General features: G+C 63.9%; 13 protein-coding genes. 6 read left to right on the top strand and 7 right to left on the bottom strand.

The genetic code is table 11. The features are described 5' to 3' along the window. Positions 1-67: 67 nt before the first annotated feature. Complete coding sequence (locus tag J6497_RS22500) at positions 68-1,048, top strand: Bug family tripartite tricarboxylate transporter substrate binding protein (protein WP_225706457.1); 981 nt, start codon at positions 68-70, stop codon at positions 1,046-1,048. A 167-nt stretch (positions 1,049-1,215) separates the two neighbouring features. Here the strand turns inward: J6497_RS22500 and J6497_RS22495 are convergent, their stop codons facing one another. Beyond that, positions 1,216-2,901, bottom strand: coding sequence for a methyl-accepting chemotaxis protein (locus J6497_RS22495; RefSeq protein ID WP_225706456.1), 1,686 nt, complete (start codon positions 2,899-2,901; stop codon positions 1,216-1,218). 241 nt (positions 2,902-3,142) lie between these two features. Here J6497_RS22495 and J6497_RS22490 point away from each other — a divergent pair, with 241 nt between their 5' ends. The 4 genes from J6497_RS22490 to J6497_RS22475 all read left to right on the top strand — a co-directional run bounded on the left by J6497_RS22490 (position 3,143) and on the right by J6497_RS22475 (position 7,643). Beyond that, a complete protein-coding gene (locus tag J6497_RS22490; RefSeq protein ID WP_225706455.1) occupies positions 3,143-4,186 on the top strand; it encodes a C-terminal binding protein in 1,044 nt (347 codons plus the stop codon). Between the two features lie 140 nt (positions 4,187-4,326). After that, a complete protein-coding gene (locus J6497_RS22485) occupies positions 4,327-5,667 on the top strand; it encodes an ABC transporter substrate-binding protein (protein ID WP_225706454.1) in 1,341 nt (446 codons plus the stop codon). A 130-nt stretch (positions 5,668-5,797) separates the two neighbouring features. Further along, complete coding sequence (locus J6497_RS22480; RefSeq protein ID WP_225706453.1) at positions 5,798-6,754, top strand: carbohydrate ABC transporter permease; 957 nt, start codon at positions 5,798-5,800, stop codon at positions 6,752-6,754. 46 nt (positions 6,755-6,800) lie between these two features. Then, complete coding sequence (locus J6497_RS22475) at positions 6,801-7,643, top strand: carbohydrate ABC transporter permease (RefSeq protein ID WP_376708259.1); 843 nt, start codon at positions 6,801-6,803, stop codon at positions 7,641-7,643. A 165-nt stretch (positions 7,644-7,808) separates the two neighbouring features. Here the strand turns inward: J6497_RS22475 and J6497_RS22470 are convergent, their stop codons facing one another. The 6 genes from J6497_RS22470 to J6497_RS22445 form a co-directional block, all read right to left on the bottom strand. After that, a complete protein-coding gene (locus tag J6497_RS22470) occupies positions 7,809-8,639 on the bottom strand; it encodes an energy transducer TonB (RefSeq protein ID WP_225706451.1) in 831 nt (276 codons plus the stop codon). 8 nt (positions 8,640-8,647) lie between these two features. Continuing rightward, complete coding sequence (gene exbD / locus J6497_RS22465; RefSeq protein WP_225706450.1) at positions 8,648-9,094, bottom strand: TonB system transport protein ExbD; 447 nt, start codon at positions 9,092-9,094, stop codon at positions 8,648-8,650. A gap of 3 nt (positions 9,095-9,097) precedes the next feature. Then, a complete protein-coding gene (gene exbB / locus J6497_RS22460; protein ID WP_225706449.1) occupies positions 9,098-9,895 on the bottom strand; it encodes a tonB-system energizer ExbB in 798 nt (265 codons plus the stop codon). 23 nt (positions 9,896-9,918) lie between these two features. Next, positions 9,919-10,434 (bottom strand): heme utilization cystosolic carrier protein HutX, encoded by a 516-nt coding sequence (gene hutX / locus J6497_RS22455; protein ID WP_225706448.1) that lies wholly within the window; start codon positions 10,432-10,434, stop codon positions 9,919-9,921. A gap of 11 nt (positions 10,435-10,445) precedes the next feature. Further along, positions 10,446-10,781 carry a heme-degrading protein HmuQ gene (hmuQ, locus tag J6497_RS22450; protein WP_225706447.1) on the bottom strand — a complete coding sequence of 112 codons (336 nt, stop codon included), beginning with the start codon at positions 10,779-10,781 and terminating at the stop codon, positions 10,446-10,448. Positions 10,782-10,922: 141 nt separating this feature from the next. Further along, positions 10,923-13,280, bottom strand: a complete 2,358-nt coding sequence (locus tag J6497_RS22445) for a TonB-dependent hemoglobin/transferrin/lactoferrin family receptor (RefSeq protein WP_225706446.1) — start codon at positions 13,278-13,280, stop codon at positions 10,923-10,925. A gap of 260 nt (positions 13,281-13,540) precedes the next feature. Between J6497_RS22445 and hemP the strand changes: the two genes are divergently transcribed. Then, complete coding sequence (hemP, locus tag J6497_RS42045) at positions 13,541-13,747, top strand: hemin uptake protein HemP (RefSeq protein WP_225706445.1); 207 nt, start codon at positions 13,541-13,543, stop codon at positions 13,745-13,747. Positions 13,748-13,753 lie beyond the last annotated feature (6 nt).

Below are 13,753 nucleotides of genomic sequence, written 5' to 3'. Positions count from 1 at the left end.
TTCCGCTTCGAGCCACGACCAGTTAGTTTCCCCGGCAACCAACAGCCCATAGCGGGGAAACGACGACATGATTTCGGGACTGAAACACCATTGGCGCATCGCGGCGGCATCCGCAGGGCTTGCGCTGCTCTCGGGCGCGGCCACGGCGCAGGCGCCGAATTACCCGAACCGCAGCATCACGCTGATGTTGCCGTTTGCGGCCGGCAGCGGCACCGACACCACGACGCGTCTGATCTCGAAGGAGCTCGGCACCGCGCTTGGCGTGCCCATGGTGATCGAGAACAAGGCGGGCGCCAATGGCTCGATCGCGGCGAACTATGTCGCCCGCTCCGCGCCCGACGGCTATACCCTGTTCGTGACGACGAACACCACGCACTCGGCCAATCCCTATCTGCTCAAGACCATGAGCTACGACCCGATCAAGGACTTTACGCCGATCGCGCGCACCGGCGACCTGCCGTTCATGCTGGTGATCAATCCGGAAATCCCGGCCAATTCGGTTGCCGAGCTGATCGCGCTCGCCAAGAAGGACCCCGGCAAATACTCCTACGCCAGCGGCAGTTCATCGGCTATCGTGTCAGGCGCGACATTTGCTCGTCTCGCCGGCATCGATCTCTTGCACGTCCCCTACAAGAGCTCGCCGCCCGCGCTCACCGACGTCATCGCCGGCCGCGTCTCCATGATGTTCGTCGACGTCCCGACCGGGCTGCCGCACGTCAACGCCAAGGTGCTGAAGGCGCTGGCGGTGACCACCAAGCGCCGGTCGGCACTGCTGCCGGAGCTGCCGACCATGGACGATACCGTGAAAGGCTTCGACATCACCTCGTGGCAGGGCTATCTCGGTCCGGCCAACATGCCCAAGGACATCGTGGTCAAGCTGAATGCCGAGATCCGCAAGGTCGTCGAGCGGCCGGACATCAAGAGCCAGCTCGCCGAACGCGGCATGGAGGCGTTCTCGGGCACGCGGGAGGAATTCGACGCCTTCCTCAAGGAGCAGCTCGTGCTCTGGGAGAGGTTGATCACGGACGCCGGAATCGAGAAGCAGTGATGGACCCCTGCCACATAATCCGCCGTCATCGTCCGCCAACGGGTCGGCCGAACGGCCGCCCGATGACAGGCTCCGGCGGACGATCCAGTAAACGACGGCGCCTCGGGTCAATGACTGCGGCCGGCGATTACTGGATGCCCGCCTGCGCGGGGCATGACGGTGAACGCTTACGCCGCACGCACCTTTGCCAAGAATTCGTCCACCGCGTTGCGGAGCATGCCGGACTGAGCGTCGAGCTCGCGGGCGTTCGACAGCACGTCGGAAGCCGCGGTGCCGGTGGCGGAGGCGGCCGTGGTGACGCCGCCGATATGGCTGGAAATCTCGCTGGAGCCGGCCGCGACCTGCTGGATGTTGCGCGCGATCTCGCGTGTCGCGTCGCCTTGCTGGTCCACCGAGGTCGAGATGCTGGCGGTGATCTCGCTCATCTGCGCGATCGTCTCGGTGATGCCGCCGATCGAGGTGACCGCCTCCGTGGTGGAGGCCTGCATGGCGGTGACCTGGGCGGAGATCTCCTCGGTCGCCTTCGCGGTCTGGTTCGCAAGCGCCTTCACCTCGGAGGCGACCACCGCAAAGCCGCGGCCGGACTCGCCGGCGCGCGCCGCTTCGATGGTGGCGTTGAGCGCAAGCAGGTTGGTCTGCGCGGCGATCGAGTGGATCAGCTTCACCACCTCGCCGATCTTCTCCGCGCCAGTGGAGAGCGCCTGCACAGTGGCGTTGGTGCGCTCGGCATCGGCCACGGCCTTGCTGGCGATATCGGCGGAACGCGCTACCTGGCGGGAAATCTCGGTGACCGAGCTCGACAGCTCCTCGGCGGCCGCCGCAACGGTGCCGACATTGTTCGAGGCGCTTTCAGACGCCGCGCTCACATTCGCCGCCCGCGCGCTGGCATCGCTCGCGGTCGCCGTCATCGATTGCGCGGTGGTTTGCATGCCGGCCGCGGCGGTCGCGACCGAACGGACGACGCCAGAGATGCTACGCTCGAAATCGTTGGCGATATTCTCCATTGCGGCACGGCGCTCGTCGGCAGCGCGGGCCTGCGTCTCGGCTTCCGCCTGCTCGAGGCCGCGGATGCGCACCGCATTGTCCTTGAAGATCTGCACGGTCGCCGCCATGGCGCCAACCTCGTCGGCCCGGCCGACACCGGGAATATCGCCGTCGAGCTTGCCGTCGGCGAGTTCCCGCATCCTGGTCCCGAGCTGGCCGAGCGGCCTGGTGATGCTGCGCCCGATCAGCCAGGCGATCGAGCCGGAGATGATGGCGATGCCGAGGATCGAGAGGGCGAGCAGCCAGGCGATCGGCGCCAGCTTGGCGTCGATATCGTCGATATAGGCACCGGTGCCGAGATACATGTCGAAGCCGGGAACGGCGACGGCATAGCCGATCTTGCGGATCAGCTTCTGCTCGCCGGGCCGCACATATTCGTAAGTGAGGAGGATTTCGCCCTTCGCCTTCACGCCATCCATCAATTCGCGGGACAGCTTGCGGCCGTTGGTGACCACGTCCAGGCGGTTGGTGCCGATCTGCTTGGGATCGGGCGCAAGGATGGTGATGCCCTCATAGGAGGTGCCGAACAGGTAGCCGGAGCCGTTGTCATAGGTCATGGAGTTGCCGCGCTTGCCGAGCTCGGCGAGCGCCGCCTCCTTGGTCATCCGCCCGGCATCGACCTCCTTCTTGAGGCCGGCCGCCATGTTCCTGGCCATCTCGACCATCGCCTTGGTCTGGTCGATGCGCGCGTTCATCATTTCGCGCTGCATCAGATGGTGCGCGAGGATGCCGGCGGCGCAGAGGCCGAGGATGGTCACCCCCACCAAAATGCCGAGTTTGGGAGTGATCTTGAGGTTGGTCAGCTTCACAGGGCGTCTCCGGGAATGGCGCGCTTGCGTGTTTGGCGGATTGATTCGGCCCACCCTAATGTGAGAGCCTTTAGCGTCAGGTTACGAAGCCTCTCCGTAAAATCCCGGGAAAGCCGCGCTCAAGGCAACCCGCGACGGTGCGGGGCGCGCTTCGGTGCACGAACACGAGGCAGCGACGACTTGTCGCGGCCAAGTGGCGGCAGAACAATCAACAACCGAACAATCAAATCGGGAGCAGGAGATGTCGAAGTTCAGGGTGGTGACGCCGAAAGGCGCAAGCTTCACGGTGGCCGGCGGCGGCTACGACTATGAGAAGGAAGCGCTCGATCCGATCGGTGCCGAGATCATCGAGGCTCCCGCCAACGAGGCGGAATTCATCGCAGCCGCCAAGACGGCCGACGCGATCTACGCCAAGGGCATGCCGATCACCAAGGCGGTCATCGATGCGCTCGAGAACTGCAAGGTGATCACGCTCGGCAGCGTCGGCGTCGACAGCGTCGACGTCAAGGCGGCAACCGCTCGCGGCATCCCCGTCACCAACATCCCCGATACGTTCATCGAGGAAGTCGCCGATCACGCGATGATGCTGCTGCTTGCCGGCTTCCGCCGCCTGGTCGAGCAGGACAAGATGGTACGCGAAGGGCGCTGGGCCGAAGGACGCCCCGCACTGTTGAAGATTCCGCGTCTGATGGGACAGACGCTCGGCTTCATCTCGTTCGGTCGCGTGGCGCGCGCGGTGGCGAAGCGCGCGGCTCCGTTCGGCCTGCGGATGATCGCATATGATCCGTTCATCCAGGAAACGCTGATGTCGGAACACAATGTGCTGCCGGCGACGCTGTCGGAGGTGCTGTCGCAATCCGACTTCGTCTCGATGCATGCGCCGGCGCGGCCCGAGGTGCATCACATGCTCACCGAGAAGCATTTCCGGCAGATGAAGAAGAGCGCGATCTTCATCAATACCGGACGCGGCGCCACGGTGGACGAGGAAGGGCTGATCAAGGCGCTGCAGGAGGGCTGGATCGCGCATGCCGCACTCGACGTGCTGGAGAAGGAGCCGCCGTCGCACAACAATCCCCTGCTCCGCATGGACAACGTCACGCTGACCGCCCATGTCGCCTCCGCATCGGCACGTTTCGATGAGGCGCGCAAGCGGCGCGTCGGCTACGAATTGTCGCTGGTGCTTTCCGGGCTGTGGCCGGTAAGCTGCGTCAATCCGTCGGTGCTGCAGAACACCTCGCTCCGGCGCTGGCAGCCTGTCAGCATGGATCGAGGTCCGAACAGCTAGCCGGCGGGAACGCGCGTTTCCCGCAATGCGGGAGCCGTGCGGGGCAAAAGTTTCAAGGCGATCGCTTCGGTCCTGATTGGGAGCGAAGCTCACGTTCACCGGTGAATAACGCCGGGAACGACAAAACAAGGGAGGAGACTATGGGGAACGACCTCACTCGTCGTGACGCGTTGGCGCTCGGCCTCTCGGCTGCGGCGCTGGCGGCAACCGGCGCCTCGGCGCAATCAACGGAATCGCGAGTCAAGGCGGCCGACGTCGCCGCACCATCGCTGCCGATCGAGAAGGGCGCGAGCCTGCGGATGCTGCGGCCGGTCCGTTTCGTCAAGACCGACGAAGACGTATTCCGTGCCAACGCCGCCAAGTTCACCGAGAAGATGGGCGTCGAGGTCAAGGTCGATTTCGTCGGCTGGGAGGACATCAACCAGCAGACCGCGGTGACCTCGAACTCCGGCGCCGGTCCCGACATCATCATCGGCTTCTCGGACGCACCGCATATCTACGCCGACAAGCTGATCGAACTCACCGACGTCGCGGAGTATCTCGGCAAGCGCTACGGCGGCTGGCAGACGCTGGCCCAGAAATACGGCAAGCGCGCCAAGGGCAACGCATGGATCGGATTGCCGTTCGGCGCCAGCAGCGGCCCGCTCGTCTATCGCAAGTCGGTGCTGCAATCGATCGGCTACGACAAAGTCCCGGAAGATCATGCGGGCGTGCTGGATGTCTGCCGCAAGCTGCAGAAGGCCGGCAAGCCCGCAGGCTTCGCGCTCGGCAACGCCGTCGGCGACGGCAACGGCTTTGCGAACTGGATCCTGTGGTCGCACAACGCGTCCCTGCTTGACGAGGAAGGCAACGTCACCATCAACAGCAAGGAGACGGTGGCCGCGCTGAAATATCTGAAGGAGCTGTATCCGACTTTGATCGCGGGCACGCCGTCCTGGAACGACGTCTCCAACAACCGCGCCTACTCATCGCAGGAAATCTCGCTGACGGCCAACGGCGTCTCGCTCTATTTCGCGCTGAAGAACGATCCGGCGACGGCCGCGATCGCCGAGGATACCGAGCATCAGTTCCTGCCGAAGGGCCTGGCAAGCTCCACGCCGATGGCGGGCCTCACACTGAATGCCATGGTGTTCAAGCACAGCCCCTATCCGAACGCCGCCAAGGCCTTCCTGCAGTTCATGATGGAGAAGGAACAGTACGAGCCGTGGCTCAATGCCAACAGCGGATACTGGGCGCAGCCGCTCGCGGGCTATGCGGATGCTGCGGTGTGGTCCGGCGATCCCAAGGTCAAGATCTTCAAGGACACCATGAAGAGCCAGTACTACGCCGGCTATAAGGGTCCGATCTCGACCGCGACCGGCGCTGTCAATGCCGACTATGTGCTGGTGCAGATGTGCGCGTCGGTCGCTACCGACGCGGCGACGCCGGAGTCCGCAGCGGCGGAAGCCGAGCGGCGCTGCAAACGCTACTTCCGGCGGTGAATCGATAGGCCCCGTCATTGCGAGAAGCGGAGCGACGAAGCAATCCACTCGTTGTTCTTGTCGCGAAATGGATTGCTTCGCTGCGCTTGCAATGACGGCGTAGGGCGCAACAGCACAGGACAAGTCTCTGATGTCCGTGACCACACTATCCCCCCGAGGCATCGCGCTGCGGCAGCCAGGCTGGCTTGCGCGCCTGTTCGATTACAAGCCGTTCCTGATCGTCATGTGCCTCGCGCCGGCGATCGGACTACTCGCCGTGTTCCTCACCTATCCGCTCGGGCTCGGCGTCTGGCTCGCCTTCACCGACACCACGATCGGGCGGCGCGGCATCTATGTCGGGCTGGAGAACTTCCAATATCTGCTCAGCGATCCCCTGTGGTGGGGCGCGGTGTTCTACAGCGTCTTCTACACAGCCGTCGCGACCTTCGGGAAATTCGCGCTCGGCTTCTGGCTGGCGCTGCTGCTCAACAACCACTTTCCGTTGAAGAGCCTGCTCCGCGCCATCGTGCTGCTGCCTTGGATCGTGCCGACCGTGCTGTCGGCACTGGCGTTCTGGTGGATCTACGACCCGCAATTCTCGATCATCTCCTATCTGCTGGTCGACGTACTGCACTGGCGTTCGACCAATATCGATTTTCTCGGCTCGGCATGGCCGGCGCGGTTCTCGCTGATCGCGGCCAACGTCTGGCGCGGCATCCCGTTCGTGGCGATCTCGCTCTTGGCGGGACTGCAGACGATCTCGCCATCGCTCTATGAGGCGGCGATGCTGGACGGCGCCTCATCCTGGCAGCGCTTCCGCTATATCACCTTCCCGATGATGATGCCGATATTGGCGATCGTGATGACGTTCTCGATCATCTTCACCTTCACCGATTTCCAGCTGGTCTACGCCATCACCCGCGGCGGGCCGGTGAACTCAACGCACCTGCTCGCGACGCTGGCGTTCCAGCGCGGCATCGCCGGCGGCGAGCTTGGCGAAGGCGCGGCGATCGCGGTGTCGATGGTGCCGTTCCTGGTGTTCGCGACGCTGTTCAGCTATTTCGGCCTGGCCCGGCGCAAATGGCAGCAGGGAGAGAGCGATGACTGACGCCGTCGCCCAACCAACCAAGGTCGCAAGCGCAGCGCCCGACACCATGGCGTGGGACTCCCGCGCGCGGCGGATGATGATGATCTACCTGCCGCTCGCCTGTTTCGTCATCATCCTGCTGTTTCCGTTCTATTGGATGACGGTGACCGCATTCAAACCGAACGCGGAGCTGTTGAACTACAAGGAGCACAACCCGTTCTGGATATCCTCGCCAACGCTGGCGCATATCCAGCACCTGTTGTTCAACACTGCCTATCCACGCTGGCTGAAGACGACGATGCTGGTGGCGATCGGCTCGACCTTCCTGTCGCTGCTCGCTAGCACGCTCGCCGCCTACGCGATCGAGCGGCTGCGCTTCCGTGGCAGCCCCTATGTGGGCTTGAGCATCTACCTCGCCTATCTGGTGCCGCCCTCGATCCTGTTCATTCCGCTCGCCACCGTGGTGGTGCAGTTCGGATTGTTCGACAGCCCCTTGGCGCTGATCCTGGTCTATCCGACCTTCCTGGTGCCGTTCTGCACCTGGCTCCTGATCGGCTATTTCAAGTCGATCCCCTACGAGCTCGAGGAATGCGCGCTGGTCGATGGTGCAACAAGGCTGCAGATCCTGCGGCGGATCACGCTGCCGCTGGCGGTGCCCGGGCTGATCTCGGCCGGCATCTTCTCGTTCACGCTGTCGTGGAACGAGTTCATCTACGCGCTCGCCTTCATCCAGAGCAGCGCCAACAAGACCGTGCCGGTCGCAATCCTGACCGAGCTCGTCTCCGGCGACGTCTATCAATGGGGCGCGCTGATGGCAGGCTCCCTGCTCGGCTCGCTGCCCGTTGCCATCTTCTACTCACTGTTCGTGGACTACTACGTGTCCTCGCTGACAGGCGCAGTGAAGGAGTAGTGTGTAAGGGTCAGCAAGCTCAAGCTCCTTCCCCCTGAAAGGGGGAAGGCTGGGATGGGGGTCAAGCCGCGGGCGCAGGTGCGCGTGGAGAGAAGATCCCCACCCGGTTTGCGTTTAGCGCAAACCGACCTCCCCTTTTCAAGGGGAGGTGGGAGCCTCACATGCTTACCGCAGCGAGAACGAGATCGGCACGTTGAAGCCCATGGCGGGGTGCTTCATGTCGGCGGGAAACGGCGGAAACGGCTGGGCCCGGCGAACCATCGCCACCACCTCGGCATCGAGCGCGGGATTACCCGATGACCGGCCGAGCCGGCTCGACGTCACCTGCCCGCCACGGCTCAGTGTGAAGATCACGCTGGCGACGCCCTGCTGTCCGGCGGACTTGGCACTCTGCGGATATTGCTTGAAGCGCAGCAGATGCGCGCGGACGATCTGGTTGTAGGAAGCGACGGCGGCAGCAGATGCGCCGCTGCTGACCGCGGACATCGTCGGACCCTGGCGCTCTACGCGTGGTGACGCGGTGGTGCGTGGCGCCGGCGGTGCTTCCGTCGGCTTCTTGGCCTCGCGACGGACCACCTTCGGTTTGACCGGCGCCGGCTTATGATCGGGAGCGGGCTTTGCGGGCTCGGGCGTCGGCGGTGTCGGCTGAACCTTCTGCTCCGGTGGTGCCACGACCTCAGGCTTCTCCTGCGGAGGCGTCGGCGGGATCAGCTTTTCCGCTGCCTGCTGCTGCACCGGTTCGGGCGGCGAAGCATTCGCTTCCTGCATCACCGGGCCGGGTGCGAGGTCCAATGGCGTCGATTGCGGCGCCGACGTCGCTGGCGCCATATCGACCATGATCGCAGGCAGGGTGACACCAGGCAGCGGCTGCTCGTGATACCATTTCATGCCGGCCGCGATCAGCGCCGCATGCGCCGCCAGGATCGCGAGCGCCGAGATGCCCCAGCGCCGCAATGCTGCGTGGTCGGTGGCATCGTGCAGCGCGAAGGCGTTCATCTTGCGGATCAGCTTCGGCCGTCGAGGCCGACCAGTGCGATCTTGAGATAGCCGGCGTTGCGGAGCAGGTTCATCACCTCCATCAATTCGCCATAGCTCACGGCCTTGTCGGCGCGCACGAAGATGCGCTCGTCCTTGCGGCCCTTGGTGGCGCCGTCGATGGTCGCGGACAGCGCGTCGCGCGCGACGATGTCCTCGCCGACGGCAACCGAGAGATCGGGTTTGACCGTGACGAACACCGGCTTGTCCGGGCGCGGCTGCGGCTCCGCGGTGCTCGCGGGCAGGTCGACGCCGAGGTCGACGGTGGCGAGCGGTGCTGCGACCATGAAGATGATGAGCAGCACCAGCATGACATCGATGAAGGGGGTGACGTTGATCTCGTGCGCCTCGACGAGATCATCCTCGGCGCGAAACCGTCCGCCCGCTGCACTGCCCGACCCGAGCCTGACGCCCATCATTCACTCCGCGGCGCGGGCGAGCCGAAACAGGCCGCGATCGCCCTCGCGGCTGACCAAAAGCAGCACCATCGCGCAGGCGTCGCCGAGCAGCGCGCGATGGGCCGCGATCGACCGCGTGAGATGATTGTAGATCACGACAGCCGGGATCGCCGCGACAAGCCCCAGCGCGGTCGCGAGCAAGGCTTCGGCAATGCCAGGTGCCACGACGGCGAGATTCGTCGTGTGTGCCTCGGAGATGCCGATGAAGGAATTCATGATGCCCCAGACCGTGCCGAACAGGCCGACAAAGGGCGCGGTGGCGCCGATGGTCGCGAGCACACCGGTGCCGCGCGCGATCTGCCGCGCCATTGCGGCTTCCACCCGCTCCAACCTGAGCGCGGTTCGCTCCTTGAAGCCGTCGTCGAACACACCGCCCGAGAGGCTCGCCTCACGCGCCGCGGACTGGATGATCTGCGCCACCGCATCATCGTCGCCGCGGCTCGCCTGCTCCGCCTCGGCCAGCACCGTATCCTTCTCGAGCAGGCGCAGGCGCTGTCTTGCCAGTGCCGTGTTGCGGCGGATCTCGATGGTCTTCGCCAGCCAGATCGTCCACGTCGCCAAGGAGGCGAAGGCCAGCCCGATCATGACCACCTTCACCACGACGTCGGCGCTCAGGAACATGCCCCAGGGCGACAGGTTGCGCGGCAATAGCGCGTTGTCGTCGGCAGCGAAGCAGGCGGCCGGCCACAGCGGCGCGCTGGCAGCAATCAGCGTCGTGACGATTGGCCGCCGGCAAAATCCATCGAGCCATGTTTGCATGATCGCCTCCGGCGTTGGCTTGTTCAGGCCGCCTTCATCGGCGCGATCCGGTCCGCGAGGAGGCGGAAGCGCTGGAGCTGGTCGCTGCGCAGCGCGCGGGTCTCGTCGCGGCCGACGAACACCTTGAACATGATGCCGCCGTCGATATTGATGAAGGCGATGAAGGCTGACGACTTGCCCATGAACGGACGCTCGACAAAGGCGATCGCCCCGCAACGCGCGTGCCGGAGATGGCCGTGCAGGCCCTTCGGCTGCATCAGGTTGAAATAGCCGCGGCCGATCTCGCCACCCGGTATTGAGCCTGTGAACTCGAAGATCGCATCGTCGGTGTGGACGATCAGCGTCACCTCGCCCCATTCAGCAATGTCCTGCATGGCGGCGGTGAATTCATCGCCTTTGCCGATCCGCACCATCTCGCCCGGCAGCGCCTCGATCACCGCGCGCGGCGAAACCTTTCGCTCGCGCGCGACGTCCTCGATCACGGCGCCGGGATTGTCGGCCATGTACGTCCTGAGATCGGCGGGCTCGCTCGCGGCCATTAGCGCCTCCGTCACGCCGCAGCGCTGGCGGCGCGCTCGGTGATCAGCACCTCGAATCCCTCGAACTTGGGATGGCCCAGATAGAGGCTGCCGCCGGTCTCGTTGCCGGCACGCGAATGGGCGCGGCGGAAGTTTTCCGACTTGGTCCAGGCCTCGAAGACGTTTCGGTTGGCCCACACCGTATGCGTCGCATAGAGCGTGTGGTCCTCGGCTTCCGGACCCTTGACCAGATGAAACTCGATGAAGCCTGGCGTGTCACCGAGATAGGATTCACGTGTCTTCCACACCGTCTCGAAATCCTGCTCCGAGCCCTTCTTCACCTGAAACCGGTTCATCGCGATAAACATTGTCGAATTCTCCTTGGTTTTCGGCGCTACGCCATCACCGCAGCCTGCCGGTTAAGTTGGTTGAAAACAAGAACGCACCAGGCCGCGCTGGGGCATCAGCGCGGCCGGCGGCAATTTGGATGTTGATCTCAGTTCCTCGAATTACGCTCCGCCGAAGTGGATCTTCAATCCAGCCTTATACACTGTTCCCGGACCGGGGCTCGAGAACAGCACGTCGTTCTGCGTCGTGCCGTCGGTCGAGCTCCCGGGGATCGCATAAGGCCGATAGTACTGGTTCAGCAGATTGTCGACCGATGCCGTGAACGTGATGTCCTTGGTCGCGTTCCAGGTCAGATAGAGATTGACCAGATCATAGGCAGTCGACGGCAGGTAGCCGGCCGGCAGATCGTTGTTGGCGGAGAACGACGCCCACTGCACAGCGAGGATCAGCGTGCGGTCGAGCAGCCGAACGCCGGCGGTCGTCGTCACCTTGGTCGGTGTGATGGTAGCGAGCCCGACATTATTCTGGAGGTTCTTGCCGCGCATCACGTGGCCGGCGATGCCGAGATACCACAGGCCGGTATCGTAGAGCGTCTCGAACTCGACACCCTCGATCCGGGCCTGGGCAATGTTCTGATACTGGTAGAACTGGCTGAACGAGCCGAACGGCGGCACGCGCACTGGTGTCGACGGCACCAGGTCGATGTAATCGGAGACATCGTTGCGGAACACGTTGATCTTGCCGCGGAAGGAGTCGGCCGCGGTGAAGATGCCGTCATATTTCAGGTTGACGCCAACCTCCTTGTTCTTGCCGACCTCGGGGCGCAGACCGGGATTGGGCAGGAAGCAGAAAAGGCCGCTGGTCCCATCAGGACAAACGAATAGCGCCGGGCCGCCCCCGGTGGCGTGGCCGCCTGCGATCAGCGTCTCGGTGATCGAGGGCGCGCGATAACCTTCGGCATAGCTGACATAGGGCGTGAAGCCCACGACCGGCGTCACGCCGACCGTGATCTTCGGCGAGAAGCGGTCGCCGCCCGAGTTTACCCCCGCGGTCGCCGAATGCAGGTCATAACGGTCGTACCTGATCGCGCTGATGACCTCCAGCCAGGTCGAATAGTTATTCCTCAACTGCGCGAAACCACCGGAGACGGTACGCAGACCGCCGGGCGTCGTGATGTTGGAATTGCCCCGGCCGTCACTCGTCGTGACGTCGTCCTGAAACGCATCGAAGCCATACGTCAACGCATTGCTCCAATCACCGAAATTGAAGCGCGTGGTGTTGTTGACGTCGACACCAATTGTATCGAGCACGTAGCTGCGGCGATCTCCAACGCAGCCCGAGATATTGTTGCCGGGATTGGCCAGCGTGCAGACGCCGCCGCCGGTGGTGATGCGGTTATTGTAAGTCTTGATCTGGTCGTTGTCGGTGCGATTGCCGTAGAGCGAGAAATTCCAGTCCCAGAGCATGTCCTCCGGCCTGGAATATTTCCAGGTCAGCGTGCCCGTGTAGTTCTTGACGTCCGATGCATAGACCGAAGAACCGGCGATCGTCGCAAGCGGCGCCGCCGTTGTGGTCGGCCCGCGGTTCTCCTGGCCGATGCTGTATTGATAGTCCTGGAAGATGCCGCCAAGCTTCACTTCATGGCCATCTGCCGGGCGTACCGTAAGCTTCATCAGGCCGCCGGCGATCTCGTTGCCGGTATTGCCGATCTCGGTGCCGTTGCCATCCTTGTAATTGGCCTGCGTACGATAGAGCGCGCCGCCGAACACGTCGACATCGGGATTGACGCGGACGCCGCCGAAGATCGATCCAAGCCCGCGGTCCTTGTTGGTGCCGTAGGAGCCGGTCATGTCGACCCCCCAGCGCTCGCCGGGCCGGACCACGTCCTGGATGTCCTTGGTGCGGAACGAGACCACGCCGCCGATCGCGCCCGAGCCGTAGATGTTCGCGGTCGGTCCACGCACGACATCAACGCCGCCGACCAACTCGGGATCGAGGAAGAACGAGCCGTTCGCATTATGCCCGGTGCGCTGATAGTTCTGGCGCGCGCCATCGACGACGACGGCGACGCGGCCGAAGTCCTGCAGGCCGCGGATGTTGATCACGGTCGATGGATCGTCGCCGCGTTCCTGGAACGAAACGCCGGGCACGTTGTAGAAGATGTCGGAAAGCCTATTCGGCTGCAGCCCCTGGATCTGCTCGAGCGTGACGACGCTGACCGGGGCGAGCGCGTCGATCGCGCGCTCCTCGGTCTTCGATGCGGCAACGGTGATGGTGTCGAGCGATTGCACCGTCACGGCGCCGATCTGCGCGCGCGCGTTCATCACGGGCGCCGCCGCCTCCTGTTCGCCTTTCGGCTTCGCTGGCTTGCGCTTGGCCTGCTTGGCACGCTCCGACGCGCGACCAGCCGGCTGTGCGTCCGCGGTCTGGGCAACCCCGGACTCGGAAAGCAACAACCCAATTGAAACCACCGACGCGCCCAAAATCAGGACGCGCGAAATCCTAGCCCCGTCAGCCATACTGCCCCAATCTAATGATCTGCTTTTGGGTCTGGCTGGCGTGCGCTCGCCAAATGATGCGAGCGGCTTGCTGGCTACCAAATATACGGCGCGGGCCCCCGCCCGCATCACGTTCATCTTCGTTACGTCGCGGTAACAAAGCGGTCAATAACGGCACGGCGCAGTTTATATCGATTGTAAACTGCGGCGATTGGATTGCGGCGCCGGCGAACTATACAAACAGCCATTCAGGGAACGTTCGGGGCGCAGCAAACAGGAATATGGCGGCAACTTCCGGAGACAGTATCGAAGGCGCCGGAGGGCGCGCAGGAAATACCTCACCTGCCGCGAGAAGCCTCCCCATGACCGGCAACCGGATCGACAGCCGCGAGCTGTTTCAGACCGAACGGGAGATCATCATCGCGCATGGCGAAGAGATTTACCGGCTGCGGCTGACCTCGCAGAACAAGCTGATCCTCACCAAGTGATCCCCC

It is taken from the genome of Bradyrhizobium cenepequi, from assembly GCF_020329485.1.
Classification (GTDB): domain Bacteria; phylum Pseudomonadota; class Alphaproteobacteria; order Rhizobiales; family Xanthobacteraceae; genus Bradyrhizobium; species Bradyrhizobium cenepequi.
Note: the sequence above shows the minus strand (reverse complement) of the source record. Positions and strands in the feature narration are given on the sequence as shown.

What these genes read in the sequence shown, in the direction of transcription:
- J6497_RS22490 (WP_225706455.1), top strand. Translation starts at nt 3,143, where the DNA reads ATGTCGAAGTTCAGGGTGGTGACGCCGAAAGGCGCAAGCTTCACGGTG.
- exbB (WP_225706449.1), bottom strand. Translation starts at nt 9,895, where the DNA reads ATGCAAACATGGCTCGATGGATTTTGCCGGCGGCCAATCGTCACGACG.
- J6497_RS22470 (WP_225706451.1), bottom strand. Translation starts at nt 8,639, where the DNA reads ATGAACGCCTTCGCGCTGCACGATGCCACCGACCACGCAGCATTGCGG.
- exbD (WP_225706450.1), bottom strand. Translation starts at nt 9,094, where the DNA reads ATGGGCGTCAGGCTCGGGTCGGGCAGTGCAGCGGGCGGACGGTTTCGC.
- hemP (WP_225706445.1), top strand. Translation starts at nt 13,541, where the DNA reads ATGGCGGCAACTTCCGGAGACAGTATCGAAGGCGCCGGAGGGCGCGCA.
- J6497_RS22500 (WP_225706457.1), top strand. Translation starts at nt 68, where the DNA reads ATGATTTCGGGACTGAAACACCATTGGCGCATCGCGGCGGCATCCGCA.
- hutX (WP_225706448.1), bottom strand. Translation starts at nt 10,434, where the DNA reads ATGGCCGCGAGCGAGCCCGCCGATCTCAGGACGTACATGGCCGACAAT.
- J6497_RS22475 (WP_376708259.1), top strand. Translation starts at nt 6,801, where the DNA reads ATGGCGTGGGACTCCCGCGCGCGGCGGATGATGATGATCTACCTGCCG.
- J6497_RS22445 (WP_225706446.1), bottom strand. Translation starts at nt 13,280, where the DNA reads ATGGCTGACGGGGCTAGGATTTCGCGCGTCCTGATTTTGGGCGCGTCG.
- hmuQ (WP_225706447.1), bottom strand. Translation starts at nt 10,781, where the DNA reads ATGTTTATCGCGATGAACCGGTTTCAGGTGAAGAAGGGCTCGGAGCAG.
- J6497_RS22480 (WP_225706453.1), top strand. Translation starts at nt 5,798, where the DNA reads ATGTCCGTGACCACACTATCCCCCCGAGGCATCGCGCTGCGGCAGCCA.
- J6497_RS22485 (WP_225706454.1), top strand. Translation starts at nt 4,327, where the DNA reads ATGGGGAACGACCTCACTCGTCGTGACGCGTTGGCGCTCGGCCTCTCG.